Origin of the sequence: Botrimarina sp., from assembly GCF_040219535.1 — a bacterium.
Lineage (GTDB): Bacteria > Planctomycetota > Planctomycetia > Pirellulales > Lacipirellulaceae > Botrimarina.
The window spans coordinates 67369-93888 of the sequence record NZ_JAVJSH010000011.1 but is presented as its reverse complement, the minus strand read 5'-3'; the positions used below and the strand labels follow the sequence as shown (position 1 = coordinate 93888).

Annotated in this window: 24 protein-coding genes and 1 tRNA gene; 12 read left to right on the top strand and 13 right to left on the bottom strand. The window is 70.7% G+C overall.

Annotation, left to right across the window (positions count from 1 at the left end; genetic code table 11):
- Positions 1 to 131: 131 nt before the first annotated feature.
- The 5 genes from RIC11_RS04065 to RIC11_RS04045 all read right to left on the bottom strand — a co-directional run bounded on the left by RIC11_RS04065 (position 132) and on the right by RIC11_RS04045 (position 3149).
- The gene (locus RIC11_RS04065) at positions 132 to 488 is read right to left on the bottom strand and encodes a hypothetical protein (RefSeq protein ID WP_350208633.1); all 357 of its coding nucleotides are present in this window, start codon (positions 486 to 488) and stop codon (positions 132 to 134) included.
- Positions 489 to 565: 77 nt separating this feature from the next.
- Entirely contained in the window at positions 566 to 802 is a 237-nt protein-coding gene (locus RIC11_RS04060; protein WP_350208631.1) for a DUF1580 domain-containing protein, read from the bottom strand.
- A 78-nt stretch (positions 803 to 880) separates the two neighbouring features.
- Positions 881 to 1642 carry a hypothetical protein gene (locus tag RIC11_RS04055; RefSeq protein WP_350208629.1) on the bottom strand — a complete coding sequence of 254 codons (762 nt, stop codon included), beginning with the start codon at positions 1640 to 1642 and terminating at the stop codon, positions 881 to 883.
- Positions 1643 to 1756: 114 nt separating this feature from the next.
- Positions 1757 to 2965, bottom strand: a complete 1209-nt coding sequence (locus RIC11_RS04050) for a tyrosine-type recombinase/integrase (protein WP_350208627.1) — start codon at positions 2963 to 2965, stop codon at positions 1757 to 1759.
- A gap of 110 nt (positions 2966 to 3075) precedes the next feature.
- Positions 3076 to 3149: transfer RNA gene (locus RIC11_RS04045), tRNA-Ile, on the bottom strand.
- A 131-nt stretch (positions 3150 to 3280) separates the two neighbouring features.
- Here RIC11_RS04045 and RIC11_RS04040 point away from each other — a divergent pair.
- From RIC11_RS04040 to RIC11_RS04000, 9 genes are all read left to right on the top strand, one after another.
- A complete protein-coding gene (locus RIC11_RS04040) occupies positions 3281 to 3514 on the top strand; it encodes a hypothetical protein (RefSeq protein WP_350208625.1) in 234 nt (77 codons plus the stop codon).
- A gap of 4 nt (positions 3515 to 3518) precedes the next feature.
- A complete protein-coding gene (locus RIC11_RS04035; protein WP_350208623.1) occupies positions 3519 to 5177 on the top strand; it encodes a prenyltransferase/squalene oxidase repeat-containing protein in 1659 nt (552 codons plus the stop codon).
- 13 nt (positions 5178 to 5190) lie between these two features.
- Positions 5191 to 6051: a hypothetical protein gene (locus RIC11_RS04030; protein WP_350208621.1), complete on the top strand. Its 861-nt coding sequence runs from the start codon at positions 5191 to 5193 to the stop codon at positions 6049 to 6051.
- Between the two features lie 59 nt (positions 6052 to 6110).
- Positions 6111 to 6737, top strand: coding sequence for a MotA/TolQ/ExbB proton channel family protein (locus RIC11_RS04025; protein WP_350208619.1), 627 nt, complete (start codon positions 6111 to 6113; stop codon positions 6735 to 6737).
- A gap of 42 nt (positions 6738 to 6779) precedes the next feature.
- Positions 6780 to 7262 (top strand): ExbD/TolR family protein, encoded by a 483-nt coding sequence (locus RIC11_RS04020; RefSeq protein WP_350208617.1) that lies wholly within the window; start codon positions 6780 to 6782, stop codon positions 7260 to 7262.
- On the top strand, positions 7262 to 7816 hold the full coding sequence (locus RIC11_RS04015) for an ExbD/TolR family protein (RefSeq protein ID WP_350208615.1): 555 nt from the start codon (positions 7262 to 7264) through the stop codon (positions 7814 to 7816). Before RIC11_RS04020 ends, RIC11_RS04015 begins: the two co-directional genes overlap by 1 nt.
- A gap of 66 nt (positions 7817 to 7882) precedes the next feature.
- Positions 7883 to 11125 (top strand): outer membrane protein assembly factor BamB family protein, encoded by a 3243-nt coding sequence (locus tag RIC11_RS04010; RefSeq protein WP_350208613.1) that lies wholly within the window; start codon positions 7883 to 7885, stop codon positions 11123 to 11125.
- A 49-nt stretch (positions 11126 to 11174) separates the two neighbouring features.
- On the top strand, positions 11175 to 13430 hold the full coding sequence (locus RIC11_RS04005) for an ABC transporter substrate-binding protein (protein WP_350208612.1): 2256 nt from the start codon (positions 11175 to 11177) through the stop codon (positions 13428 to 13430).
- The gene (locus RIC11_RS04000; RefSeq protein WP_350208610.1) at positions 13427 to 14896 is read left to right on the top strand and encodes a hypothetical protein; all 1470 of its coding nucleotides are present in this window, start codon (positions 13427 to 13429) and stop codon (positions 14894 to 14896) included. Before RIC11_RS04005 ends, RIC11_RS04000 begins: the two co-directional genes overlap by 4 nt.
- Here the strand turns inward: RIC11_RS04000 and RIC11_RS03995 are convergent.
- The 3 genes from RIC11_RS03995 to RIC11_RS03985 form a co-directional block, all read right to left on the bottom strand.
- On the bottom strand, positions 14893 to 16227 hold the full coding sequence (locus RIC11_RS03995; protein WP_350208608.1) for a Gfo/Idh/MocA family oxidoreductase: 1335 nt from the start codon (positions 16225 to 16227) through the stop codon (positions 14893 to 14895). The genes RIC11_RS04000 and RIC11_RS03995 overlap by 4 nt on opposite strands.
- A 69-nt stretch (positions 16228 to 16296) precedes the next feature.
- Positions 16297 to 17724 (bottom strand): serine/threonine-protein kinase, encoded by a 1428-nt coding sequence (locus RIC11_RS03990; RefSeq protein ID WP_350208606.1) that lies wholly within the window; start codon positions 17722 to 17724, stop codon positions 16297 to 16299.
- A gap of 38 nt (positions 17725 to 17762) precedes the next feature.
- Positions 17763 to 18488, bottom strand: coding sequence for an RluA family pseudouridine synthase (locus tag RIC11_RS03985; protein WP_350208604.1), 726 nt, complete (start codon positions 18486 to 18488; stop codon positions 17763 to 17765).
- A gap of 57 nt (positions 18489 to 18545) precedes the next feature.
- Here RIC11_RS03985 and RIC11_RS03980 point away from each other — a divergent pair, with 57 nt between their 5' ends.
- Positions 18546 to 19175: a Maf family protein gene (locus RIC11_RS03980; protein ID WP_350208602.1), complete on the top strand. Its 630-nt coding sequence runs from the start codon at positions 18546 to 18548 to the stop codon at positions 19173 to 19175.
- 87 nt (positions 19176 to 19262) lie between these two features.
- A complete protein-coding gene (locus RIC11_RS03975) occupies positions 19263 to 20516 on the top strand; it encodes a formylglycine-generating enzyme family protein (protein WP_350208600.1) in 1254 nt (417 codons plus the stop codon).
- A gap of 66 nt (positions 20517 to 20582) precedes the next feature.
- Here the strand turns inward: RIC11_RS03975 and RIC11_RS03970 are convergent, their stop codons facing one another.
- Positions 20583 to 21266, bottom strand: a complete 684-nt coding sequence (locus RIC11_RS03970) for a TIGR04283 family arsenosugar biosynthesis glycosyltransferase (RefSeq protein WP_350208598.1) — start codon at positions 21264 to 21266, stop codon at positions 20583 to 20585.
- Between the two features lie 316 nt (positions 21267 to 21582).
- On the opposite strand from RIC11_RS03970, the gene RIC11_RS03965 reads away from it, so the two are divergent.
- A complete protein-coding gene (locus RIC11_RS03965) occupies positions 21583 to 22602 on the top strand; it encodes a Gfo/Idh/MocA family protein (RefSeq protein WP_350208596.1) in 1020 nt (339 codons plus the stop codon).
- 194 nt (positions 22603 to 22796) lie between these two features.
- Here RIC11_RS03965 and RIC11_RS03960 read toward each other — a convergent pair whose 3' ends face one another.
- The 4 genes from RIC11_RS03960 to RIC11_RS03945 all read right to left on the bottom strand — a co-directional run bounded on the left by RIC11_RS03960 (position 22797) and on the right by RIC11_RS03945 (position 26130).
- The gene (locus RIC11_RS03960; protein WP_350208594.1) at positions 22797 to 23195 is read right to left on the bottom strand and encodes a hypothetical protein; all 399 of its coding nucleotides are present in this window, start codon (positions 23193 to 23195) and stop codon (positions 22797 to 22799) included.
- A 201-nt stretch (positions 23196 to 23396) separates the two neighbouring features.
- Positions 23397 to 24395: a hypothetical protein gene (locus RIC11_RS03955; protein WP_350208592.1), complete on the bottom strand. Its 999-nt coding sequence runs from the start codon at positions 24393 to 24395 to the stop codon at positions 23397 to 23399.
- Positions 24396 to 24551: 156 nt separating this feature from the next.
- Positions 24552 to 25145, bottom strand: coding sequence for an REP-associated tyrosine transposase (locus RIC11_RS03950; protein WP_350208590.1), 594 nt, complete (start codon positions 25143 to 25145; stop codon positions 24552 to 24554).
- 1 nt (position 25146) lies between these two features.
- The gene (locus RIC11_RS03945) at positions 25147 to 26130 is read right to left on the bottom strand and encodes a hypothetical protein (protein ID WP_350208588.1); all 984 of its coding nucleotides are present in this window, start codon (positions 26128 to 26130) and stop codon (positions 25147 to 25149) included.
- Positions 26131 to 26520 lie beyond the last annotated feature (390 nt).

Genomic DNA, 26520 nt, shown 5'->3' with positions numbered 1-26520 from the left:
CGGCGTATCGCTTAGCGGCCGCGTGCGTCGGGAAGAGCCCCTGCGGCAAGTCGTCGCCGGGGAACAGGTGCAGCGTGACCAGAAAGCCACTGAGGCCGGTGTCGGCGGCCTTGGTAGTTCGGGTCGGTCTCTTAGCAACGGCAACCATCGAACTCGTCTCCCGTCGGCTCGGGGTTCTCTTCCACGTCGCCGGAGCCGGTCGGCGTCGTGTGCAGCGGGCCGCCATGTTGGCGGTCGCGCCAGGCTTGGTAGTCGTCGGGTCGTTCGCGCCGCCATTGGTGGTAGGCGCGGCTCGCGTCGCCGATGCATTTGGCGAGCGAGGCTTTCCTCACGCCGGTGATCCGCTGCCTGCGCCACGTCTCGACCGCCAGTCGCACCACGGCGAGCCGGTCGACGGGCGGCATGCCCTTGAGCACGTTGCGGAACGGGGCGGAGTCGGCGTACGCGTGCAGCTCCGCCTCGGTGGTGATCCACAAACGGGGAACCATCCGGGCTTCCTCCGATCGGCCCACGAAGAAAAGCCCACCGATCGCCGCGGGCCGTGCGGTGATCGTGGGCTTGTGGGTTAGCAGCGGTCGCGCGCTTCGGTGGTGTTCTGGATGAACTCGTTGACCCACCGGACGCAGGACGCGGGCCGGCCGCCGAGATCGACGGTCTTCAGCCGGTGACCACGTGCGCCTTTCTTGGCCCACCGCCACGCCGTTGATGGCGTCGGACGCCAGCCGGTCGCACGCTCGACCGCGACCGGGACGGGGACAAGGTGTTCGTCTTCGGGCAGCTCAGAATCGCTTCGCAGGACCATGAAAAAACCTCGCTACGCGGGGGCGGGAAAGCCAACGCTTAGCAAGGTAAGGGGGGCCGCTGCTTGGCCGGGTACCAACTAGGTACCAACTAGGTACCGATGTGGATTTATTCTGAATCCGCGGCCGTCAGGGTGCTTTTGCACCACGCCGCGTTCTTGGAGATTTGTCGATCGTTTCTTGCAAGTCGAAAGCGTGAACTCGCCGAACGCTCGGTCGGCGACCTCTTCCCACGAGTGCCACTCGTCCGGGTTCATGTGGTACAACTCGGCGAGAACCTCACAAATCCTCTTCTCCGCCGGGGTCAGTTTCATACCCAGCGATGGCGGCTCCGGCGGCTCCCCCAGGAACTCGTACAGCTCCCCCTGCGCCTGATTCAGTGCGAGCCATCGCGACGTCGCCTCCCCGCCCTCGAGGTTCGCGGAGAGTGCCTCATTCGCTTCCCACGCCGCCAGTAGACGAGAGCCCAACTCTTTCGCCCTGGGGTCGCCTTTCGCCTCCGTGATCGCCGCGCGGTACACGTCGAGCGCCGCGTCGCGCTTGCACCAACAGACCACCCGCACTAGCCGGCGCCGGGGGTAAAACTTAATCGGCAAGTCGGTTCGCCGATCGGCGACAAGCCATCGGCTGTCGGCCCGCGTCCAGACCCTCGAGGGGCCGCGCGCCGCCGCCCGCCGTTGCTCGGCCAGCTCGCGAGTCGCCGCGGCCTTCATGCCCCGCGTCGTCGACAACGCGAGCGCTTGGCGGTCGCGGTCTGTGGCTTTAGCAACTAGATCGGCGTGCCGATCGAGCATCGCATAGAACGCCCACAACCGGCTGCCCGCGTCGACTTCAATCCCCATATTCGCACCTACGGGTTGAACCGGGCCGACCGACCGACGCGCCGTGTAGGTGCTCACGGGGCGCCGGCCGGTCTGTGCGGGGAGCTACCCCACGCCCGGCGAGATCATGTTGTTCTAACCGATCAGCCGCGCCACGGCGGCGCCCTTCGCCATATCCCGCTCGGCGTAGATCTCGGTGACCTTGGCGCCGGAGTGTCCCAAGAGAATCTGCGTCGCCTCGAGGCCGTGATCTCGGCGAACGGCGGTCGCGTACGTGTGCCGCAACTGGTTCGGCGTCCACTTCTCGACCTTTGCCCGCTTGGCGGCGCGGGCGATGGCGCGGGCGTACGAGTCTTTCGTGTAGCGGTCCCCAGCGGTCCGCAGCGGCGAGGGCTTGGTGTTCGTCCCCGGCCGGTTGCCGCACGACAACGGTGTCGTCCTCGCGGCGTGCTGCGCCGCTCGCCGCTTGGCTTCGCTGTCGCACGGGCGGAAGCAGTACGTGTCGGCGGCGCGGGCGAGGTACTTCAAGAGCACCGCCTGCCCCTGCGGCCCGATGAACACGGTGCGGGACTTCCCGTGGTGCTGCGTTTTGTGCGACGCCGGCCGGTAGGTCCAAACGTCGCCGGTGCGGTCCAGGTCGCACGGGCGGAGCTTGCAGACCTCGCCGGGGCGGGCGCCGGTCAGCCGTTGGAAGCGGACCATATCGGCGACCACCTCGGGCAGCTCGCGGATCGTGGCGTCGACAACAGCGTCGTCGACGGGCCGGACGGGCCCGGGCTCGCGGGCGTCGGTCCGGCCTTGCTTGAGCCCCTCCACGAGCGCGAGCGACTGGGCCACGGTCGCCGGGATGATCTCCAGCGAACCGCCCCAGCGGAACATGCGGCGCACGCGCTGGCAGGTGGCGTTGATGTAGCGCCTGGAGAGCCCCATCGCGACCAATCCGTCGCGGTAGGCCGTGAACGCCAACGGCCCGAACTCGTGCGCGGGAACTTCGCCGAAACGGTCGACCAGTCGCTCGACCGCGATCCGCGCATAGATCAGTTGCTCGGTCGGCTCCCCGTTGCGCCGGTAGTAGGCGGCGCAGTGCTCTAGGTACTTCTCCGCCAGCATCGCGACGGTGATCGTCGCGGCGGGCTTGGCGCCAGTGGTCTTCACCGTGTCGGCCGTCACCGGGGCGCCGGCGAGCACGCTGGCCACAACGCGGGCGTAGGCTTCGCGGCTCTCAGGCGAGCCGTACTTGCCCAGATAGATGCGCTTGCCGCCGACCTTGCAGCAGGCCAAGCCGCGGGCCTTGTGGAGCGAGTAGCTAGGGACCTTCGGCCCCTTCGTACGGGTAGCTGCCATGCGAAAAATCCCCCCGGGGGTACGGCGTACCCCTGTTGAGCTTGCAGGCAGCACCTCCGACCATCGGAGGGTTGGGCGTAACGTCCCACGCCATAAGCACTTCGACGCAGTGGGTGTACCAAGACTCGAACTTGGGACCTCTACCTTATCAGGGTAGCGCTCTAACCAACTGAGCTATACACCCGACGCGGCTGCCGCTGGCCCTCGGGAGGGCCGGACGGCTCGCGCGAGCACGGTATTCTAGGTTAGCCCCCGCGACGCAAAAAGGGGGGCGGCGGTCCGATCGGTTGACGGTTTGGAATCCGCGAAAGTACCATGAGGTACTCGGTTTACGGCGAACGGAACATCCCCTACGACCTGCCCCCCCGCGATCCGCCCCGCTGGACCCGCCTGCCGGTGGTGGAGGACCGAGCCCTCCACGGATCGACCCAACGTCGCCCGGTTGGCCGACCCGACGCACCGTGCGTCGGCACGCCTGGCTTTATTTGCGCGCTCGGCGGCCCCGGCCGCGCCGACGCCGAACGGCTCGTTGACCGCGAGCCCGCTTGACTCGATGCCCGACTGTATCCACCGCCGACGACCCATCGACCGCTTCGGACCGCGCCGGGTTCGCCGCGTGACGCTGCGCGTCGGCGCCGCGGCCCTCGTCGCTTGCACGCTCACGGCCGCGCCGGCCCACGCGCTGCTGACCACCAGTTCGCGGGTGACGGACCTCGTCGAGAAGGGCGCCGACACGCTCGAGACTATCCCGCTCCGCCCCGAGCTGGGCGCGGCTTGCCTCGTGGCGCTCGCCCTGCACAAGGCCGGCAGGCCGGACCACCCGCGGGTCGCCGAGGCGGTGGCCGCCTGCAAGCAGCGAGTCGGCGAAGCGGCCGACGTCGCCAAGCTCGACACCTACAGCCACGGTCTGGCAATCGTCTTCCTGGCGGAGACCCGCCCCGAACGCGAAAGGGCGCTGCTCGGCCAGTACCTCACCGCCCTCGCCGCGCGGCAGCAACCCGACGGCGGATGGGGCTATCAACTCACCGGGCGCGGCGACACTTCGCAGACGCAGTACGTGGCCCTCGCGCTCTGGGAAGCCTACCGAAACGGAGTCCGCCCCGACGCTTCGCTCTCCCGGGGCATGATCGACTGGCTAAACGGCACGCAGGACCCCTCCGGCGCGTGGGGCTACCAGGGCATCTACTCGCCTTCCAAGGAACGGGTGCAGCAGGAAGGCGTGTCCGACACGATGTCGGCCGCCGGCATGGCCAGCCTGATGATCGGCGCGGACCTGCACGGGCTGCTCTCGCAAGCCGAACTGGCCCGTGAGGAAGACCTCAGCGCGCTCGAGTTGCCCCCCTCCGTGAAGCGTGTCGAGGAAGCCAACCGCGAAGTGGCGCCGCTCCCCAAGGAGGGGGTCGACTGGACGCGGGTGCAGCAGTCGCTCGAGATGGGCGACGATTACATCGCCGATCGACCGGTCGAGCCGCCGAACGTGTACGCGTGCTACTACCTCTACGCGCTGGAGCGCTACCACGCCTTCCGCGAGGTGCGGCTGAATCAGCTCGACCCCGAGCCCAAGTGGTACGAGCAGGGGGTCAAGTGGCTCGAGGACTCGCAAGAGCGGCCGGGCGTCTGGAACGCGTCGTGCGGCGAGGCCTGCGACACGGCGTTCGCGGTGTTGTTCCTGATTCGTTCCACGCAAAAGAGCCTGCAGCGCGGCATCGGCGAGGGCGCCTTGGTCAGCGGGCGCGGGCTCCCGAAGAACCTGGCCGGCGCGCGCCTGCGGGGCGGCCAGGTGGTGGTCGACGTCGACCCGGTCGGCATGGCGGACTTCTTCGCGCTGATGGACGCCGGCGAGGCGGGCCGCTTGGACGAGCTGGCGAGCAACCCCACGGCGCTGGTCCTCGGCGACGTGTCGCCCGAGGACGCAGAGCGATTCCAGCAGGTCCTCCGCACCGGCCAGCCGACCGCGCGGCTCGTCGCCGCGAGGGCGCTGGGGCGGATCGCGAGCCTCGACAGCGCGCCCACGCTGATGTACGGCCTGACCGACCCGGACCGCGACGTGGCGTTGGCGTCGCGCGACGCGCTGCGGGCCATCGCTCGGCGGCCGGCCGGGTTCGGCATGCCGGACGACTACAACGACGACCAGCGTTACGCCGCGCTCGAGCAGTGGAAGCGTTGGTACCTCGCGCTGCGGCCGGAGGCGATCCTCGACTTTGGCCGTTAGAGCGCCCCAACGTATGGACGAGCTGCAGGACCGGCCCGAGCGGGCGGCCTACGGCTTGCGTGTGAGCGCGTACGACCGCTCGAGCAGCCTGCTGATCGCGATGCTGCTGCTCGTGGGGGCGTCGGTGCTGGCGATCGTGATCGTGTTCTTCAGCAGCCGCATCAAGACCCTCCCGCCCGCGATCCCGGTCACCCCGGTTTCCGCGCCGTCGGACGACAGCGGCGCGGCCGGCGGCGACGTGTCGGAGGAAACGCCCGCCGTGGAGGACGTGCCGGAGGTCCTCCAGCCCGAGCTCGAGGAGCTGCTCGAGCAGGTCTCGCTGGCGGTCGCCGACGAGGCTGTCATGATGGCCCAGGAGCGCGCCGCCGAGGCCCAAACCGCGGCCACCGCGCCGGGCGACAGCCGCGGCGCCGGCGACGGCCGGGGCGAGGGGCCCGGCTCGCGCGAGCCGATCAGGGAGATCCGTTTCGAGCCCGAGAGCATGGACGAGTACGCGCGGTGGTTCGACGAGGCGGGCCTCGAGATCGGCGTGCTCGGCACGGACAACCGCGTGTACTACGCGACCGCGCTGAGCACGCCCAGCCCCCGGGTGCGCGTGGGCGAACCCGGCGGCGAGGGCCGGCTGTACTTCAACTCGACCGGCGGCCCGCTCCACCCGCTCGACCGGCAGCTCGCCCGCAAGGCGGGCATCCTCGACCGGGGAGACCTGGTGCTGCAGTTCTGCACGCCCGAGACTCAGCAGCGGCTGCTGACGCTCGAGCGCGACGCGGCCGACAGCCGCCCGCCGAGCGACATCATGCGGACCGTGTTCCGCGTGGTGAAGCGCGGCGGATCGTTCGCTTTCGAGGTCGAGAACCAAACCTACTACCGCTGAACCGACCCGCGCGCCGGCGCGCGGCGTTCGCCAGAAGGGACCATTCAGGCTCATCCGCTATGCAACTGGAAATCCTGTTTACGATCGTCGGCTACGTGGTCTACGGCGCGCTGGCGTGGATCGCGTTGTGGGGCGCGTTCAACCTGATCCTCGTGTGGCGGCGGGTCGCGACGACCCGCTTCGACGACGAGGAGGAGCTCGACGCGTTCATCGAGGCGATCGACGAGCCGCTCAGCAGCAACCGCTACGACGACGCCATCGCCCTGTGCGGCGAGGACCGCCGCGCGATGCCGCAGCTGGCCATGTACGCGATCATGAACCGCGACCAGGGCGCCGACCGCGTCGAGCGGCAGCTCGCCGAACGCTTCCAGCTCGACGTGATGGCCGACATCGACTACCGCCTGAGCTGGGTCTCGACCGTCATCAAGAGCGCGCCGATGATCGGCCTGCTCGGCACGGTCATCGGCATGATGGGCGCGTTCTCGAACCTGTCGTCGGGCGAGAAGGTCGACACCGGGCAGATGGCCGAGGACATCATGTTCGCGTTGATCACCACCGCGTGCGGGCTGGCGATCGCGGTGCCCCTCTTGCTGGCGCGCGAGGGCATCAACGTGCGCTTGCGGAAGATGGAAGACCTGGTCACGGCCGGCGTGTCGCAGGTGCTCGAGGTGCTGCGGCTCCGCTGAGCCGTCCGTTGCCGACCCCCGCCCTCTGCTGAACCGAACGCTTTGAACGCCGCGAAGTCGCTCTCCGAATCCCGTCTGGCCCGCCGGCGCTCCGCCGGCGCCGGCGGCGACGACGTCGACATCACGCCGATGATCGACATCACGTTCCTGCTGCTGATCTTCTTCCTGGTCACCAGCACGCCCGACCAAGAGACCGCGATCGAGCTGCCCGAGGCCCTCCACGGCGACGCCGTCAGCCAGCTGGAGTCGGTGGTGTTCACCGTCGCCGAGGGGGGGCTCGAGACCGCCCCCGTGTACGCGGCCGACGGCAAGGTCGAGGCCGACCGCCTGCCCGAGGACGCCCCGGCGCGCGAGGAGGCGATCCTCGAGGCCATCCGCGCCGGCCGCGACGCGAGCCCCCCGAAAGAGAACGTGGTGATCAAGGCCGACCGCGGCGTGGCCTACCGCCACGTGGCGGCCGTCGTCCAGAGCGTCTCGAAGGCGCCCGGCGCCAACATCCACCTGGCCGTGACCGACACCGACTGATGGACCCCAGCTCGTCATCCGCCGAACTGTCGGGCGTGCACCCGTCGACCAAGGTCCGCCATCCCGGCGACACCTGGAAGCGGGCCCGCGCGCAGCAGGAAGAGGACGACCTCGACATGACGCCGATGGTCGACGTGACGTTCTTGCTGCTGATCTTCTTCATGATCACGGCGGCGTTCGCGCTGCAGAAGGCGATCGCCGTGCCGCCGGTCGAAGAAGAAGAGGAGGCCACCGCCATGTCGATGGACGACCTGGAGGACGACTCGATCGTGGTCCGCGTCGACGGCGACAACGTTTACTGGGTCATCTGCCCCGCGTGGCCGGAGGAAGAGCGCGCGGTCAGCAAACAAGACATGCGCAACCTGGTCCGGGCCGCGCGGCAGGGCGTGGCGCCCTCGGGCGGCGCGGCCGCCGCCGCCGGCTCGGGCTACGCGAAGATGCTGGTGCAGGCCAGCGGCGACGCGACCCACGAGTTCGTCGTCGCGGCGCTCGACGCGGGCAGCGGCGCCGGCGTCGAAGAGATCCGCCTGGTCGGCGTCGAGGACGACTTCTAGCCCCCCTCGACCCAGCCGCGCTCCCCGAGCGAACACCGAAGAGCACGCCCACCCCCAACGCGACCGATGGCGACCGCCAAGCAATTCCTCGACACGATCGAGCAAGAGAACCTCGTTTCGGCCGACGTGCTGAGCGACCTTTACGAGGACTACCACTCGAGCGGCGGCGCGATGACCGCCGAGGCCCTGGCCGAGCGGCTCGTCGCGCGCGGAGAGATCTCGCAGCAGAAGGCAAGCTCGCTGCTGCTGACCTCCAGCGACAGCTTCATCCAGGTCAACGCGGCGAGCCTCTCCGACACGCCCAAGAAGCCCGAGCCGGTCGCCGATGACCCGTTCGACTCGGAACTCGACACCAAGCGAGGCAGCAAGAAGGTCGAGCGCGACGCGGCCGGCCGCCGCAAGCACGTCAAGAAAACGCACAAGAACGACTTCGACTCGCCGCTGCTGCTCATCGGCGGCGGCGCGCTCGCGCTGCTGCTGCTCGGCGGCCTCGGCATGCTCGTGCTGATGAACGTGCAGTCGGGCGACCAGGTGCTCAGCCAAGCCGAGGAGGCCTACGCCGCGGGCTCCTACGCGCAAGCGCGGGAGAGCTACGAGCAGTTCGTCGAGGACTACACCAGCCACGCCCGCTGGAGCGACGCCCGCGTCAACCTGGCCATCGTCCGCCTGCGCCAACTGACCGAGACCGCGCGCGATTGGCAGAAGGCGTTGTCCGTGGCCCAGCAAGAGATCCCGCTCGTCGAAGACGAGGACGCGTTCCCCGAGAAGCGCGGCGAGTTCGCGTCGCTGTTGCCGCGGATCGCCAGGGGCCTCGCCGACCAGGCGGCGAGCCAGTCCGAGGCAGCGCCCGGCAGCGAGGAGGTCGAGCGGCTCGCCAATGCGGCCGAGCAGGCGTTGGTGCTTGTCGCGAACACCAAGTACGTGCCCAAGCGGCTCCGCGACGAGGGCGAGATCGCCGCGATCGGCGAGCTGCTCACCCGCGTCGAACGCCGCCGCGAAGCAGCCGGCGAGCTGGAGACAACGCTCCAGGCGATCGCCGCGGCCACCGACGCGGGCGAGCCCGCCGTGGCCTACGAGGCCCACGCGCAGTTTATCGCCAACCGCCCCGAGCTCCGCGACGACGAGCGGCTCGCCGCGGCGCTCGCCGACGCGGTCGAGGCCGAGCGGCAAACGATCCGCTTCGTCGAAGAGCCCGCCGCCGCAACCGAAGAGCCACGCCCCACGCCGGTGTCGCTCGCGCTGCCGCTGGCCAACCCGATCGAGGACGGCCGGGTAGCGGCCGACGGCCTCTACCTCGCGCCGCTGGGCGGAGCGTTGTACGCCGTTGCGGCCGACGACGGCGCGCTCCGTTGGCGGCGCTACCTGGGCGAGAGCCTCTCGCAGGTCGACCCGGTCCGCGTCGGCGACGGCCTGCTGCTGGTCGACCACCGCCACGGCGAACTGCTCCGCGTCGGCTCGGCCGACGGCGCGCTCGAGTGGCGCACGCCGATCGAGCCCCCGCCCGGCGCGATCACCCAGCCGGTGGCAGCCGGCGATCGCGTGCTGGTCGCCACCGAGTCGGGCAAGCTCTGGCGCTTCAACGCGCAGACCGGCGACCGCGACGGCTACGCCGACTTCGCGCAGCCCCTGCGGGCGGCGCCGGCGGTCGACGCCGAGCGCGGCGTGGCCTACGTGGCGGGTCGCCAGTCGAGCCTCTACACGCTCGACCTCGAGTCGCTCGAGTGCGTCGCGGTCCGCTACACGGGCCACGCCGCCGGCGAGGCGCCCGTCCCCCCCGTGGCGCTCGACGGCCGTGTGCTCTTCCTCCAGAACACAGGCCTCGAGACCAGCCGCCTCACCGTGTTCCGGACCGACGAGCAGGGGCACGTCGCCGAGCAAGTCGCCGACTGGCGCCTGGAAGGCGTGGCGGGCCGGCCGATGCGGGTCGACGGGCGCCGCGTGCTGGTGGCGACCGACTCCGGCGCGGTGTACTTGTTCGAGGTCACGCCCGGCGTGAGCGACCAGCCGCTCTCGCTGCTCGCGAAGTCGACCGCCACCGGCAGCCGGCTGGGGAGCCAATCGGTCGTCGAGGTCGGCGGCGAGGTCTGGATCGCCGGTGACGGTCTGCGCCGGACGGCCGCGTCGCTGGCCGATTCGACGCTCGTCGCTCGGCCGCTGGCCGACCCCTGCGACGGCGACCGGTTCGTCGGCCCGATCGCCCACCGCGGCGACGCGATCCTCCACGCGCGGATCCGCCGCGGCCGGCCCGGCCTGACGATCGCGGCGACCGACCGCTCCAGCGGCCAGCTGGTCTGGCAGACCGCGGTCGCCACGCCGCCGCTGGCCGCGCCGATCGTCTCGCAACGCAGCCGCGCGGTCCTCGCGACGGCCGTGACCGGCGCGGTGCACGAGATCGGGCCCGAGCAGATCCGCGCCGGCCTGTCCCCCCGCCCCGCGGCCCAGCCAGAGGGCGCCGAGGCGTACTCGTCGGCCAGCGAGGTCGGCGCGGCGGTCGTGCTCGCGCGGCCGGAGTCCTCCAGCTGGTTCGCGGTCCCGCTCGCCGCGCCCGACCGCGCGCGGGCGGCCTCGCTCGTCGGACAACTCGCGACCGACCCGGCGCCACTGGGCGGCGCGCTCGTCGCGCCGCTCCGCGTGGGCCAGGTCCACGTGCTGGACCCGCTCGGCCGCTCGGTCGCGAAGCCGTTCCAGCCCGAGGTCCGCGCCGGCGAGGGCGTCGCGTGGACCGCGCCGGCCGTCGGCGAGGCCGCCGGCGAAACGGTCGTCGTGCTGAGCGACGGCCAGAGCGACGTCTACTGCCTGAGGGTCGATCAGGCGGGCGACTCGCCGGCGCTGGTTCAGGCGGGCATGCACCGCATGACCGAAGACCAGCCCCTGACCCGCGCGGCGATCGTCGGTTCGACCGCCGCGGTCGGCCTCGCCCGCGGCCTCGCGCTCTACCAACTGCCCGACCTGCCGGCGCCTCGCGTGGCGCCGCTGCCCGGCGCGATCGCGTGGGGGCCCTACGCGGCCGGCGACCTGGTGCTGCTGGCCACCGAGTCCAGCGAGATCGTCGCTGTCTCGGCCGACGGGCAGGTCGCTTGGAGCACGCCCGCGCAAGCCGGCCCGCTGGTCGGCCCGCCGCTGGTCGACGGCGACGACGTGCTGATCGCGTCGCTCGGCGGGGTGGTGAGCCGGCGCCGCATCGCCGACGGCGAGCAACTGGGCCAGATCGACCTCGGGCAGCCGATCGCCACCGGCCCAACCGCCTACGGCCCGCGCCTGCTCGTGGCGGCGGCCGACGGCACCGTGCTCGTCGCGTCGCAGCCGTAGCCGCCGCCGACCAACTCCGTTCCCCCCGCCGCTCCTACTGCTCTTCGTTTTGTCCGCAATCCGCTTTAACCGCTGCCGGCTCACGACGATCGCGCTGTGGCTGATTGCCTCCGCGGCGGTCGCCGAGCCGCCGCTCTACGAGCAGACGCCCTCCACGCGGGTCGTCCTCAACGAGGCGAACGACTCGGCCGAGCTGGTCCTGCTGCCGCTCCCCCCGGGACAACCCCCGCGCCCGCTGCCGCAGGCCGGCGCGTTGCGAGGGCGGTTGGTCGAGAGCCCGGCTACCGAGATCGAGATCCCGTACGGCTCGATCAAGTCGGTCGAGCGCTTCGAAGAACGCCTGCTCGCCGAAGCGCAAAGGCTGGCGGACGCCGGCCGCTACGGCGACGCCTACTTCTACTTCGCGCGCCTGGAGAAGGACTACGCCGACACGCCCGGCTTCGAGCAGGCGTTCCTCAAAGCGCTCAGCGGCGAGGCGCGGGCCAAGTTCCGCGACGGACAGCACGACCACGCGCTCGCCCTGTTGCAGACCATCAACGAGCGCTCGCCGGGGCTGCGCGGCTTGGCCGGCGCGGTCGACTCGATCGGCGACGCCATCCTCTCGCAGCGCTGGCGCGACGAGGACTACGCGGGCGTGCGGCAGACGATCGACACGATCCGGAGCCAGTTCGGCGGCCTCGAGCTCTCCATCGGAGACCGCTGGATCGACCGCATCCAGCAGCGGGCCGAACAGCAGGCCGCCCAGGCCGAGCGGTTGGCCGAGCAAGGACAGACCCGCGAGGCCCTGCGGCTCGCCACCGCGGCCGCGGACCTCGCGCCCGAGTCGAAAGCCGTGGCCGACTTGCTAACGCGGCTGAGCCTGGCCGAGCCGACGCTGTGGGTCGCCGTGTGGGAGACCGCGCCGACCGACGTGCCGCCTCGGATCGACCGGCCGGCCGCGTCGCGTCAGAGCGACCTGCTCGGCGGGCGGCTCTCGCAGCTCGTCGACTACGCGCCGACCGGCGGCGATTACGAGTCGTCGGCCGGCCAGATCGACGTCGGGCCCGACCGCCGCTCGATCACCCTCCGCCCCCGCCCCGGCGCGGGGGACGGGCCGTTCCGCTTCGCCCGCGCGTTGCTGCTCGCCGCGCCGACCGGCGCCGACCTGCTCGGGCCGCTACGTGAGCGCCTGGACACGGTCTCCCTCGGCGAGGGCGACCGGGTGGTGATGCGGTTGAAGGCGCCGCACGCGTTGCCGGAGGCCCTGGCCAGCGTCGCGCTGCCCGCGGCGGTCGCCGACCTGGCCCTGGGCAATTGGCGCCGTGTGTCGCCCGACAGCAGCGATCCGCAGCTCGTTCGCTACGAGCGAGCCGCCGGCGAAGGGCCGCTGACCGCTATCGAAGAGACCCGCTACGCGACCGCCAACGCGGCGATCGAGGCCCTGCGGAGCGGCGCCGCGCACGTGATCGCCGACGTGCCGCCTGCGAAGCTCGGCCTCGTCGAGGCGATCCCCGGCGTGCAGATCGCCCAGCAGCGGCTGCCGGTGCTGCACTGCCTGCTGTTCGCCGAGCAGACGCCGCTCCGCGAACGCCGCGAGCTCCGCCGCGCGCTGTGCTACGGCCTCGCCCGTGAAGACACGCTCAACACGCTGCTGGTCTCGGGCGAGCCGCGGCCCGGCTTCGAGCCGCTGTCGGGCCCCCTGCCGCGCGGCCTGTCGCTCAGCGACGCGCTCCGCTACGCGTACAACGACAGCGTCGAGCCGCGGCCCTACGAGCCCCGCCTGGCCGCGCTGCTCGTGGCGGCCGCGCGCCAGGCGGACGCCGACGCCGAGTCCGCGACCCGAGCCGCGCCGGTCCCCGACGTGGTGCGCCTGGCCCACCCGCCGACGCCCACCGCGCGGAGCGCGGTCGACGCGATCGACAAGCAGCTGGGCGCGATCGGGTTGCCGGTCCAGCCGATCGAAGCGAGCGAGGCGGAGCTCGCCAGCGGCCGCGTCGCTTACGACCTCCGCTACGCCGAGATCCGGATGACCGAACCGCTGGTCGACGCGTGGCGGTTGCTGGGCCCGGGCGGGCTGTCGGGCGAGTGCTCGCCGGCGATGCTCGCCGGGTTGAGCCGGGCCGTTTCGGCGCCCAACAGCAAAGAGGCGGCCGCCGCGCTGCGCGACGTGCACCGCATCGCCTTCGCCGAGACGCCCGTCGTGCCGCTCTGGCAGACCGTCGGGCACTCGGCGTTCTCGCCCGCGGTGCGGAACGCGCCGGCCGAGACCGTCGGCCTCTACCAAACGGTCGATCAGTGGCGGCTCGCGCCGGGGGCAGGCCCGTGACCCGTTCCGCCTGTCGCTCGCCGACGCTGTTCCTCGCGCTGCTCGCGGCGTCGGTCGGCGCGGCCGCGCGCGCGGCGGACGACGTGCTCTGGGACAGCCAGCCGTACCGGGTTTCGATCAACCTCGTTGCGCCGGGCTTCGAGGCCGCCGCGGGGACGCCGATCACGGCGGTCGGCGACCGGCTGGCCGAGCGGATCCGCTCGCGGCTGGGCGGGTTCTGGCGGGCGAGCGTGGCGGCGGCGGCGCCCGGCGAGCGTCCCTCAGCGACGGAGCTCGCAGAAGAAGTCGAGCCGCAGGCGCCCCCCGGAGCGCCGCCCCCGGCCGCTTCGGAGGCCACGCCGTCGCCGCGGTTCGACAAACGGTTCCGCGTCGACATCTCGCGCCGCGGGGCCGGCTTCCGGCTGACGGTGCGCGAGACCGACGTCGCGCTCGGCGAGAGCCCGGTAGCGGTCGAGGCCGACGCCCCCACCGCCGCCGAGCTGCCCGACCGGTTGCTCGACGCGTTGGTCCAGGCCTTCCGCCCCCTCGCGCGAATCACGCGCGACCCGGCCGACCGCTTCGGTGTGAGCGTCGCGTACCGCGCGGCGCGGCTGGCGCCGCAGCCGCGCTTCGCGTCGAGCCCGCCCGGCGCGCTGCTGATCCCGTACCGCCAAGAGCTCGACCGCAGCGGCGTGGCCGAGGGGCCGGCCCAGCGCGTGCCGTGGACCTATCTGATGGTCCAGGCGCCCGACGAGCCCGACGCCCCGTCCGACGCCGCCCGGGTGCTGAGCCACACGCGGCGCCCGTTCGGCCGGCGGCCCCGCGGGCGGCAAGAGCTGCTCGCGATCGAGGCGATCCGCACTCCCGACGCGCCGACCGAGCTCTACCTGCACGCGCTCGACGCGCCGGACACGCCGCTGCCGGGCTACGAGGTGCTCGTCGGCGAGCGGGGCTCGGAGTCGTCGGTCGAGTCGCTCGGCTACACCGACGCCGAGGGCCGATTGACGCTGCCGCCGTTCGACGGGGTGAAGCAGCTGTACGTGAAGTGCGGCTCGTTGGTCGTGGCGTCGCTGCCGGCGGCGAGCGGCGTGACCCAGGAGCTCGTCCTGCCGCTCATCGACGAGCGCGCGCGGCTGCGCGCCGAGGTCGACCTCACGAGCCTCCGCGAAGAGCTGATCGACACCGTCGCGCGACGCAAGATCCTTGCCGAGCGGATCGCCCAGGCGCTCAAGGCCGAGCGGTTCGACCAGGCGGACGCGTTGCACTCGGAGCTGGACAACCTGCCGGGCCGGACCTTCTTCCTGCGTCGGCTCGAAGAGATCCAACGCGCGGCCCAAGCGGGGCGACCCCTGGCCGAGGCGCGCCTGGACCGGCTGTTCTCCCAGACCAGTTCGGCCCTCAACGCCGCGCTCGACCCACGCGAAATCCGCGACCTGGCCGTCGAGATCGACCGCGCGCGGCAATCGGCCCAGGGCGGCGGCGACTAACCGCCGGACAGGCCCTCGACGCCGAAGGCATCGCGGTAAGTCCGCCGGATCAGGCCGTTGGCCTCTTCAACGTCCGTGAACCGCATCCGCTCCGCGTCCCAAGCGAGCGTCTGCCCCGGGAAGCGCGTAGCGACCACGCCCACGAGCAACGCCTCGGTGAGGGCGCCGCCGTAAGAGAACGGAGCGCTGGTCTGCGAGGCGCCGCGGCACGCGTCGACCCACTCGTGGTAGTGGTCGATCGACTCGACCTCCGGCGCCTGGTAGGACGCGAACTTTTGCTCCGGGAACAGGCGCGCGGCGCCGATGTGCGGCAGGAGCATGCCCCCTTCCTCGCCGGACACGAACGACCCGGCCGGCGGCAACTCGAAGCCGCGCGGCAGCGCGGCGTCGTCGAGCGTGGGGGGCGCCAGCCCGCCGTCGCGCCACACGCAGGTGAGCGGGTCGCTCGTCAGGTCCGTGCCCGGGAACTCCCAGCGGACCTCGACCTGGCTCGGGTGGCCCACGCCCGTCGGCGGGCGGCAGGCGGCCGTCACGGAGACCGGCGCCGTCAGTCCCAGCGCCGCGTACGGCGTGTCGAGGATGTGCACGCCCATGTCCCCCAGCGTGCCCGTGCCGAAGTCAACCAGCCGGCGCCACGCGGCGGGGTGGTAGTGCTTGGCCGCGTAGGGCCGCCAGTCGGCCGTGCCGAGCCACAGGTCCCAAGCGAGCGACGCCGGCGGCGGCTGGCGCCCGGTGATCGTGCCCCCCTCGTACCCCCAACCCTTGTTGCACCAGCAGTCGATACGCCGGACCTTGCCGAGCACGCCGGAGCGGAGGATCTCCCGCGCTTGGCGGTACACGCCGGCGCTGTGGATCTGGATGCCCATCTGCGTGGGCAGGTTGCGCTCGCCGGCCGCGTCGGCCAGCCGGCGGGCCTCGTCGATGTCGTGCGTGAGCGGCTTCTGGCAGTAGACCGGTTTACCGGCGCGCAGAGCCGTCATCGCGGCCGGCGCGTGGGTGTGGTCGGGGGTCGAGACCACCACCGCGTCGACCTGGTCGCCCATCGCGGCGATCAGCTCGCGGAAGTCGACGAACTCGCGCGCCGCCGTGTGGGCGTTCTTCGCGCGTTGCAACCGCTCGGCGTCGACGTCGCACAAGGCGGCGACCTCCACCGCCGGGTGCGAGGCCACCGACCGCAAGTCGCTCCACCCCATGCCCCCCACGCCGATATGGGCGGTGCGGAGCTCGGAGTTCGGCGACACACCCTGCCCGCGCAGCGGCAGCGCTTGCGACGCGAGCGCCGCCGCGCCGGCGCCAAGAAAGGTGCGTCTGGAGAAGGGCGAGTTGGCCACGACGGTGCTCCTAGAACGGGGTGTCGCTGGGCAGCCCGCGCGTGCGCGGGGGGCGAGTCGTCCGCCACTCTAGCCGACGCGTTGCAGCACCGCGAACAGCAGCACGCCGACCGCCACGGCGAGGGCGACGATCGTCACGACCATCGGGGCCGACGACGACACCCTGCCGAGCGAGCGGGCCGAGGGGCCTCCCGGGCTGCGTTGGGGATCCGTGGCCGACGCGGGCGCGTCGCCGTGGCGGCTTGCATCGGGCGCGTTGGGGTCGATGTCGTGAAGCGGCAGGCCGACCGTTTCGGGCAGGTCGCCCGGGTCTCCGCTGCCCCAGGTGGACGCGCTGTCCTCGGCCGCCACGCGGCCGGCCACGGCGGTCGTGACGACGGCCGCCAATTGCCGGCGGGAGTCTTCGGCGACGATCGGCTCGAGCCGCTGGATCACCTCCCGTGCGGAGGCCGGGCGGTCCTCCGGGCGGCGGGCCATCATCTGGCGGATGATCGCCAGCAGCTCGTCCGACAGGCCGCGGCGCAGTTCCGACGCGTCGCGCGGCTCCTCGCGCAGCCGCCGGCGCAGCTTCTCGACGTTCGCGCCGCCGGGGAAGGGGACCTTGCCGGTCACCGCGTAGTAGAGCGTGCAGCCGAGGCTGTACAGGTCGCTCTCGGGGCGGACCCGGTCGGGGCTGGTGATCGCCTCCGGCGCGAGGTAGTCGGCCGTGCCGGCCACCTTCCCGGCGAGCTCCGGCGGCATGGGCCCGTCGTTGCGCTCCAGCGACCAGGCCGCTTGCAGGCTCCAAGCGAGGCCCAGGTCGGTCACCTTCACCGCGCCGCTGGGAGTGAGCAGGATGTTTCCGGGCTTCACGTCGCGGTGCACGAAGCCGCGTCGGTGGGCATGGTCGATCGCCTCGGCGGCTTGCGAAACCACCCACGCGGCGACCGCCTCGTCGAGCGGCCCGTCGCGACGCACCAGGCGCCGCAGGTCGATGCCCGGCACGTACTCGGTGACCAGGTAGTACGCCCCGCCGTCGCGGTCGGCGAAGCTCACCCGCACCAGGTTCGGGTGGTCGAGCGCCGCTTGCGAGCGGATCTCGTTGCGGAAACCGGCGATGGTCTCCGGGGTGCTCTTGCGGAGCGGGAGGACCTTCACCGCTTCGACACGGCCGAGCAGCTCGTGCTCGCACTTGAACACGTGCCCCATGCCGCCGCGGGCGATCGAGTCGAGGATCCGGTAGGGGCCGAGCGTGAACTTCGTGCGTCCGCGCTTGAGCTGGTCGACCTGCCAGCGGTTGAGCAGCTTGGTCTCTACGAGCCGATCGGCCAGCCGCCGCTCGAAGTCCTCCACCGACGTGGGCCGCTGCGACTCGACGTGGGCCGCCACCCGGTGCACGGCGAGCGGGTCGATCAACCGGCTCGCGACCAGCGTGGCCACGAGCGGCGTCGGGGCGGCGTTCGTCGCGCCGGCGCCGCGCGACGGGGCCGAGGCCGGTCTGTCAGTCGGTCTGGTCACGCGGGTCGGTCGGGGGGTGTCGTGGCGGCGCCAATAGTCTACGCCGTAGCGGCCGATCGGAGAGCCTCCGCCAGCCGTTTCCCCTCCCACCCGCCCCACCCGCCGCCGGGGTCTGTCGGCGGGTCGCAGCCGATCACCAGCGGCGTGCGTCGCACGGGGTGCTCGAACTCCAGCCGCCAAGCGTGCAGCGCAATCCCAGCGGCCTCGGCGGCCGGCCCGCCGTACTTGGCGTCGCCGAGGATCGGCGCGCCGGCCTTCGCCAGCTGCACGCGGATCTGGTGCTTGCGGCCCGTCTGCGGCGCGACGACCAGCAGGCCGCGGCCACCCTCGCTGAGCAGCACCCGGTAGGTCAACTCGGCCCGCTTCGCGCCGGGCGCGTCGGCGTGGGTGGCGTACATCCGCCGGCGCCGTTCGTCCTTGTTCAGGTGATGAACGAGCGACCCTTCCGGCGCCGGCGGCTGCCCGACGACGCTCGCCAGGTAGGTCTTCACGACACGCCGCGTGCGGAACGCGTCGGTCAGCCGAGCCGCCGCCTTGCTCGTTCGTGCGAAGATCAGCACGCCGGTCACCGGGCGGTCCAGGCGGCTGACCACGCCCAGGTAGACCGCGCCGGGTTTGTCGTAGCGCTGTTTGATGTAGCCCTTCGCCATGTCGAGGACCGACGGCTCGCCCGACCGCGCGCCCATCGTCGCCACGCCGGCGGGCTTCTCCACCGCCAGCAGGTGGTTATCTTCATACAGAATGGAGAGTCGGTCGCACGCCACTTCGGGGCTCTCTCCCTACGCTTCTCGACAACTCGCCCGCACGGGGCCGGAGCCGCAATGTCGCAGCCACAGCTTGTCCTGGCCAGTGGCTCGCCGCGGCGCCGCGGCTTGCTGGAGGAGGCCGGCTACCGCTTCACGGTCGTGGCGCCGCGCGACGGCGCCGAGCAAGCGGGGCTCTGCTCCGGCTGCGGGCCGGCCGACGTGGTCGTCGACCTGGCGGTCAGCAAGCTCGACGACGTGCTCGAGCAGCTCGAAGGGCAGGGCGCCGACGGGCCGATGATCGTGGTCGCCGCCGACACGGTCGCCGAGTGCGACGGCGAGATCCTCGGCAAGCCCCGCGACGAGGACCACGCGCGGTGGATGCTCCAGCGCCTGAGCGGCAAGCTCCACCGCGTTTACACCGGGGTGGCCCTCGCCATCGAGGCCGCCGACCACGCCGAGCGAGTCACCGCCGAGGTGATCGCCACCGTCCTCCGGATGGACCCCCTCTCCGAGCAATGGATCGACGCCTACCTCGAGTCGGGCCAGTGGGAAGGCAAGGCCGGCGCGTTCGGCTACCAAGACGGCCTCGGCTTCGTCCACGTCGAGTCGGGCAGCGAGTCGAACGTGGTCGGCCTGCCGATGGAGTACCTCACCGAGCGCCTGGCCGAAGCGGGTTGTTTCCCCACGGCGGGCGGGCAAGCATAATCGGGTGCTCGGCCCCGCTGGCGGCGCACCGCTCCCGCTCCCGGCCGACCGTCCGCCGACTGCCACGCTTCGTAGAAAAGGCCGCCTGTGCTCGTTAATCTGCTGTCCGCCTGCCTACTCTTCGCGGCCGCGGCGGCCGCCGCCGACCCGGGCCTCGTCGACCAGCCGCCCGCCGACGCCGGCCGCGCCGATAGCGACCGCGCCGTGCCGACCGACCGCGGCTGGATGGTTCCCTACACCCAGACCATCCCGGGGACCGACGCGCGTTTCCGCATGGTCCCCGTCCCCGGCGGCGTCGCGCGGTTGCCCGTCCACGCCGACGGCGAGCCCGCCGCGTATTGCGAAGTCGAGCTGCCGCCGTTCTGGATCGGCGAGTGCGAGGTCACCTGGGCCGAGTACAAGCAGTACATGGCGCTCGACAGCCAGTACGCGCGGCTGCAGCAGCTCGCGACCCTCGGCAAAGAAGCCGCCGACGAGCTGCGCGAGATGCCCAACCTGGCCCGAGAGCTCTCCCGCTCGCGCACCGCGCCGACCGACCAGATGGGCGTCGACGCGGTCACCGCTCCCACGCCGCTGTACGACCCGTCGACCACCTACGAGTCGGGCGAGGACCCACGGCTGCCGGCCGTCACGATGACGCCCTTCGCCGCGCGGCAGTACACCAAGTGGCTCAGCGCGCTGACCGGCCACACGTACCGCCTGCCGAGCGAGGCCGAATGGCTGTGGGCCGCGGCGGCGGGCGAGGGGGTCGACTTCCAGGCCGAGGGCGACGCCGACGCGCTCGACGCCGTCGCTTGGCACACCGACAACTCGGACTGGGTCGCGCACGAGGTCGGCGAGAAAGAGCCCAACGCATGGGGCCTGCACGACACGCTAGGCAACGTGGCCGAGTTGGTGCTCGACGCGCAGCACGAAGCGGGCCGCCCCGACCTGGCGGGCAAACGCGTCGCTTGGGCCGAAGGGATCGCGTGGCCGCGCGACGACGCCCCGCGGATCGCCAAAGGGGGCTGGTACGACGCCGACCCCACCAAGGTCACCCTCGCCGCGCGGACGCTCACGGACTTCGACGAATGGCGGAGCTCCGACCCGAACCTGCCGCTCAGCCCCTGGTGGTTCTCCGACTACCCCGCCACCGGCGTCGGTTTCCGAGTGGTCCGAATGCTGGGGCCTCTGCCGGAGGACCTGCAGTCGAGGGTCTGGAACGCCGAAGACGAGTCGGTCGCCCGCGACGTCGACGAGCGGCTCCGCGAAGGCCGCGGCAAGCTCGGCCCGATCGGCGAATCACTGCCGCAAGTGGTCGAGGAACTCCAGAGCCCCACGGTCCGCAAGCTGCTCGAGTAACGCGGCAGAGCGACTCGCGACTCGCGACTCACAACTCACAACTCACAACTGACCACCGACCACTCCTCACCCATACCACCGCGCCAGCCGCTCCGGCGCGACGCCGGCTGACGAGGCCGCCAGCAGCGACCAGTTCCGCGCCGTCTGCCGGACGACCCCGCGGCGGCGCCACCGCCGCGCCGACACCACGACCGGCCCGTCGAGCAGCACCGGGCGCGTGATCGGGCGCAGCCGGCGCATCAGCTCGACGTCCTCCATCAGCGGCAGGTCCGGCACGCCACCGACGCGGTCGAGCAGCCCTCGCCGGACGAAGATCGCCTGGTCTCCGTATGGGGCGCCCCACCGCCGCGCGCGCAGCGCGTTGCCGCGCTCCAGCAGCCGGTAACGCAGCCCCCGCGCGTCGATCCGCTGGCGGAACGCGCCGCAGCCGACCGCCGGGTCGCCCAGCGCCGCCCGTAGCTGGCCCCCCGCCGCGGCGGCGAGCGTCGTGTCGGCGTGCAGCATCAGCACCACCTCGCCGCGGCTGGCCTGCACGCCGCGCCGCAACTGCGCGCCGCGGCCGGCCGGGCCGGCGACGACGACCGCGTCCGCTTCGCGGGCGATCGCTTGCGTGGCGTCGACGCTGAGGCCGTCGCTGACGACGACCTCCAGCGGCCCGCCCCAAGTGGCCTCGAGCGATCGGGCCGAGCCGAGGCAACCGGCGATCGACCGCTCCTCGTTGAGCGTCGGGATGACGACCGATAGCAGCAAGGGGCGGGTCCGACTGTGGGGCGCCGTGGCGGAACCGCCCCAGGTTCGCCTCTCCGCCGGCTTGCCTCAAGCCTCGGGTCGCTCCCACCCCCGACTCACGTCGGGGGCTCGCTTTCCCCCGTCCCTCGGGCCTCGGGCCTCGGGCCTCGGGCGTCGGGCCGTTCGCACCCCCGACTCACGTCGGGGGCTCGCTTTCCCCCGTCCCTCGTCCCTCGTCCCTCGTCCCTCGTCCCTCGTCCTAGCGGCCGCCCGGCGGCTATACTTGTCCTGTCGTGCCGGGACACGCGACCGGACACCGCGAAGCTGGGCGAATGTCTTGAAGATCAACATCGGCCTCGTCGGGCTCGGCCCGTCGTGGCAAAGCCGCCACCGTCCTGCGATCACGGCGCTCGCCGATCGGTTCTGCGTCCGCGCGGTCTGCGACCCGATCGCCCACCGCGCCGAGCAAACGGCCCACGAGCTCGGCGCCCGGCCCGTCGACGGCTTCCGCGCGTTGGCCGCGTCGCCCGACGTCGAGGCGATCCTGATGTTGTCGGGCCGCTGGTTCGGCGCGTTGCCCATCCTCGCCGCGTGCGACCACGGCAAGGCGGTCTACTGCGGCGCGTCGGTCGACCTGGCCGAAGAAGAGGCCCGCCGGCTCCGACAACGGGTGCGTACGGCGGGCGTGGCGTTCATGGCCGAGCTGCCCCACCGGCTGGCGCCGGCCACGATCCGCCTGAAGGAGCTGATCGCCACGCGGCTCGGCCAGCCGCGGCTGCTCTTCTGCAACGAGCGGCACGCGGCCGCGGCCGACTCGAGCGGCGACTGCCCGACCGCCCCCGCCAGCCACACGCGCCGTCTGATCGAGATGGTCGACTGGTGCCGGTATGTCGCCGGGCGCGAGCCGGCCGGCGTGCAGTGCGTGACCCACCGCGGCCCCACCGCGGCGGAGCCCGAAGACTACTCGCTCGTGACCCTCGACTTCGCCCCCGCGCCGCACGAACCGCCCGCCGCGCCGCGGGCGCTGGCACAAATCGCGTGCGGGGGCTACGTGCCGACCGGCTGGACCGAAGCGGCCGCGTTCCGCCGCCCGGCCGACCTGCAAGTCGTCTGCGAGAAAGGGATCGCGTTCGTCGACCTGCCGGGCACGGTCACTTGGTTCGACAACGCGGGGCAGCACACGGAGCACGTCGACGACGACCGCCCGCTCGGCGAGCGGCTGCTGATGATGTTCCACCGCAGCGTGTCGAGCCTGGTGCTCCGCTCGTCGAGCCTCGACGACGCGTTCACCGCTCTGGACGTCGTACACGCCGCCCGCCGCAGCGCGGCCGACGGCCGGCGAGTCGGATGCCCTTGATCAGGCGCCAGATAAAGCGACGCCGATGACGCGCACGACTCGCCTGTGGGAGGCGTCGCCAGCCGATTCGCCTGTGGGAGGCGTCTCCAGACGCCGATGACGCGCCGCCAGAGTAGCTCGGCCGGCGCGCCAAAGCCCGCCGCCTGAACACGCCCCCACAACTCCGGGACCGCCCCGGGGCTCATGGGGTGGTCTCAAGCCACCGCACGCGCCCCGTGCGTCCTTTGCACCCGCGCGTGCCGAGCGCGGCGCCAACCGACAGCCGTCAAGTGCAGCACGGCCGGCGCGGCGGCGCCGAGCATCAGGACGTGCGGCCACCACTGCTCGTAGCACTGCGCGACGAAGAACGCGGCCACCAAGCCGGCGATCGCCAACAGGCTGCCGATCACCTCGTAGCGAGGGCGCCACGCCATCGCGTAGCCGACGAACGTCAGCACCACGCAGGCGGTGTACGCGATCACCGTCGGGTCGACGAGCCGACGCTTGTCGTCGGTCAAGAACGCGCCCGCGAACAGCACCGCGGCCGCCACGCTGCCCCACTGAGCCAGTCGCCGGGTGGTCAACTCGGCGTGGCGAGAAGAAACGGCGTCCATCGCATCACCCTCCCGGGGCCGCCACGGCCCCTCTGAAAGAGAAGACCTCTCCGGCGGCGCCGCCGACGCTCAGAAGGAGCGCCCGCCGCCGAACTATTTCATCGGCGATTGTAGCAAGCCGCCGCTCGCCAATCGCTGCGTCAGATTGCCTCAGGGAGTCACACCGGCGAGTCGCTGCGACGACCGTGCGGGACTACCGACTCAGTCTGTTGCGGCCATCGCGGCTTCCCTGACGAGCAGGTCGCTGTCTTGACGAAGCTTACTCAAGGATTCGGGGAGCCGAAGGTCACGGTGGCGTCGCATAATCTCAACCGCGTAACGACGCGCCCACCAAGCTTCATGTTCCGACAGCATTGCCAGCTGCCCTCGGGCGTCGACTGCCGCTGCTTCTAGGTGCCGTCCCTCGAATCGGTTCTCCTTAAGCCAGATTGTGTGGCTAACGAGGCGTTCCGCCAGTCGAATCGCTCTGATCTCATCGAAGGAAAGTCGAGGCATCCTGGGGCATGGTAAATCGTCTACAGCCGGCAGTAGGGGGACGTCTTCTCCTCGTTCTCGTCGTGCGGCGATTTCTTGATTGTGCCTCCTACGCAGCTCAACAAGCTGGTCCATCGCGTTGCCTGAATGAGCTACCCGATTGAACACCAGCAGGGCTCGCCCCGGCGATTCCTCAAAGAGCAGTTCGATAAATTCTGACGGAACCTCTTGCCCCCGACAGAGATTGTCGATGAGGTAGTCTTTGTACTCATCATCGAGGGGATCGCCTGGCGGACCAAAGCCCCGAAACCAGTCGCGGACGAACCCCCGCAGCAATTCGTTCTCCGAATCAAGGTATTCGGCGAACGTCCGGATGACGGCTTTTGGCTGAACCTCGAGTCGGTCCAAGATGCGGTACACAACGACACATCCGATTGCTGGCTCAGACCAATAATCGGTTGTGGCGACAAAAACTGCCACCTGCCTAACGAGGTCATCATCGTCCTCGACGGCGCGCCGCAACGCTTCTGCACGCCGTACCGCTTCCAAACTACGCTCTGCCTTAAGAGCATCAATTAAGTCGCCGATTCGCTGCTGGACAAGAGGATCTGACTGCGTTAGCAACGACTGAGTCTTGGTGTCTTCTGCCACGCAACAATCGCCGATCGCGACGATGCCAGCAAGCAATGCAAGAACCTGCGAGCTCTTCACGGTGGTAGTCAACATGGGAAACGAGGACGATCAACCAGAGTCGGCGTTGGCGATACGATCGCCGAGATGCTCGGTTGGAGTCTACGTCCGTTGCACCCTGTAAAAAAGTCCGTAGTCCGTAGGATGGGTGCTCGCACCCATCTTCCCGGCGTCGATCGGCGGGCCCGTTGCCTACTCCATCCGCTCCCACTCGTCGCCCCACCACTCGTCGGCCGAACCCCAATCGGCGTCGTACTCGCCGAGGCGGACGTGCCGGTGGAACGACGACCACGGCCAATCCCGCACGCGATCGACCAGGCCGTGCTTCAGCGGGTTCGCGTGCAGGTAATCGACGCACCGCTTCAGGTCCGCTTCGTCCCGGCACGCGTGCTCGTACCCGCGCCGCTGCCAGACGCCGCGCTCCCCCTTGATCCGCCGGCTGACGGACCGCGTCCCTTCGACGCCGCCCGTGGCCAGCCACCGCTTCGTGAATAGCGTCTTGAGCTGACGCCAACGAGTTGAGTAGTCGCTGTCGCCGCGCGGGAGCGTCCAGACGGCGTGCAAGTGATCCGGTAGCAGCACGATCGCGTCAACCGAAAAGGGGCGTCGCGCGCGGACCTCACGGAAGGCTTGTCGCAGCGCCCCACGCGCCGGTGGATCCACGAGAACCCTTCGGCGTTCGTGCGTGACGACCGTGAAGAAGAACGTGCCTCCGGCGATTCGTGCTCGGCGGTAGTTCGTCACGGCGACGGCGCGGAGACCGGGAAGATGGGTGCGAGCACCCATCCTACGGATTGATTTTGGAACGCGACCGGCGTACGCCCAACAGCTGTGCAGCGATGACCCCGCAAACCGCGATTCCGAGGCTGCCTGGTTCGGGGATCAATGTACCGACGTAGATCTGCTGTTCGCCGCTTCGCGTCGAGCTAAAAAAGAGCTGGCTTCCGGCAAGCACGGGGCGGCGATCAGAAAAGGAAGTATTCGCCCCTGGCAGCAGGGACGGCGGTGAGAAGGCGTCATCGATCGAATCGCGTGTCGAGTACCAAAGGTCGGCTCCACCGACTCCCGGCCGCGAGCTAGAAATGATCACGGTGGTTTCGTCAGATGAAATCGTCAGTTCAGACTCCGACGCGTCACTATTCAGCGACGCCAAGACCTCCGCATTCGATGGCAGAAACTCGTCTTGTGTTGAGCTCCGCGAAACCACCCAGAGGTCCCAGTCGGGTGTCTGACGCGCCGGTGGAGGACCGACCGACAGATACAGCCGTAGCCCATCGGTACTGAGAGCGAGGGGTCGAATGTGATCGCCCAGGCTGTGTATCGCGGATTGCCTCGTGCCGACCGGCCACGCCTCGTCCACAGTGTCTCGAACAGACCGATACATGTTGCCTGTCGTGCCGGTAACCGGAATCCCAACAGAATTTGCGACGATTTCTTGGCCGTAGAACAGTTCCAATTCATCCGAACTCACCACCGCAAAGCCGGCGTTGCGTGGCACGAGGTTGATGTCTCTGAAATCCCCTTGCGATGGTGTTGAGAACGGCTCATCGATCGAATAGCGCTCTGCCTCGAAAAGATCGTACAGCGTCGAACTCCCAGATGATCGAGTGCTTTCGATTACTGCGTAGAGCCCATCTTCAGACACCCAGGATGGGGCCTCGAGAGACGGGCTGTTAAGACCCGGCGCTTCTCGTACGTCGACCAACTGCAGTGCGGTAGCAGAGGAGTGTAGCAGCGGAAACGAGATTGCCACTGCCAGGTAAGCGGCCATCGCTTTGTGGCCGGATTGATGCGAGGTCATTAGCATGTCTACCAATTTTGGGGTCGATCAGCCGAGAGAGACTCGGCGTGCATCCCGGTGTGAGAGCATATCGGAACTGAAGTCCTACAACGGGTTTCCGCCTTTGTAGACCGACGACCCCGCAGCGGTGGGTATTGCCTGTCGAGATTCCGATCTTTGAGAGCAGATTGGATGCGAAACTTCTACGCACCGCCGGCCGCCGGCAAATCCGGGGGCGCCCAAATTACCTCTGCTGCAGGGGCGCCGGTCGAGTCGAGCCGGTAAATAAGGACTCGTTGCCCTGCCTGGCCAAAACGCACGTCGCGTCGTCCCGCATTGGCGACAATGCCGGGTTCGCTGCGGCGCGAGGAGGGCCGTTGC

Bases quoted from the DNA above. Each gene is read 5' to 3' on its own strand.
- RIC11_RS04065 (WP_350208633.1), bottom strand. From the start codon at position 488: ATGGTTCCCCGTTTGTGGATCACCACCGAGGCGGAGCTGCACGCGTAC.
- RIC11_RS04060 (WP_350208631.1), bottom strand. From the start codon at position 802: ATGGTCCTGCGAAGCGATTCTGAGCTGCCCGAAGACGAACACCTTGTC.
- RIC11_RS04055 (WP_350208629.1), bottom strand. From the start codon at position 1,642: ATGGGGATTGAAGTCGACGCGGGCAGCCGGTTGTGGGCGTTCTATGCG.
- RIC11_RS04050 (WP_350208627.1), bottom strand. From the start codon at position 2,965: ATGGCAGCTACCCGTACGAAGGGGCCGAAGGTCCCTAGCTACTCGCTC.
- RIC11_RS04040 (WP_350208625.1), top strand. From the start codon at position 3,281: ATGAGGTACTCGGTTTACGGCGAACGGAACATCCCCTACGACCTGCCC.
- RIC11_RS04035 (WP_350208623.1), top strand. From the start codon at position 3,519: ATGCCCGACTGTATCCACCGCCGACGACCCATCGACCGCTTCGGACCG.
- RIC11_RS04030 (WP_350208621.1), top strand. From the start codon at position 5,191: ATGGACGAGCTGCAGGACCGGCCCGAGCGGGCGGCCTACGGCTTGCGT.
- RIC11_RS04025 (WP_350208619.1), top strand. From the start codon at position 6,111: ATGCAACTGGAAATCCTGTTTACGATCGTCGGCTACGTGGTCTACGGC.
- RIC11_RS04015 (WP_350208615.1), top strand. From the start codon at position 7,262: ATGGACCCCAGCTCGTCATCCGCCGAACTGTCGGGCGTGCACCCGTCG.
- RIC11_RS04010 (WP_350208613.1), top strand. From the start codon at position 7,883: ATGGCGACCGCCAAGCAATTCCTCGACACGATCGAGCAAGAGAACCTC.
- RIC11_RS03980 (WP_350208602.1), top strand. From the start codon at position 18,546: ATGTCGCAGCCACAGCTTGTCCTGGCCAGTGGCTCGCCGCGGCGCCGC.
- RIC11_RS03960 (WP_350208594.1), bottom strand. From the start codon at position 23,195: ATGGACGCCGTTTCTTCTCGCCACGCCGAGTTGACCACCCGGCGACTG.
- RIC11_RS03955 (WP_350208592.1), bottom strand. From the start codon at position 24,395: ATGTTGACTACCACCGTGAAGAGCTCGCAGGTTCTTGCATTGCTTGCT.
- RIC11_RS03950 (WP_350208590.1), bottom strand. From the start codon at position 25,145: ATGGGTGCTCGCACCCATCTTCCCGGTCTCCGCGCCGTCGCCGTGACG.
- RIC11_RS03945 (WP_350208588.1), bottom strand. From the start codon at position 26,130: ATGGCCGCTTACCTGGCAGTGGCAATCTCGTTTCCGCTGCTACACTCC.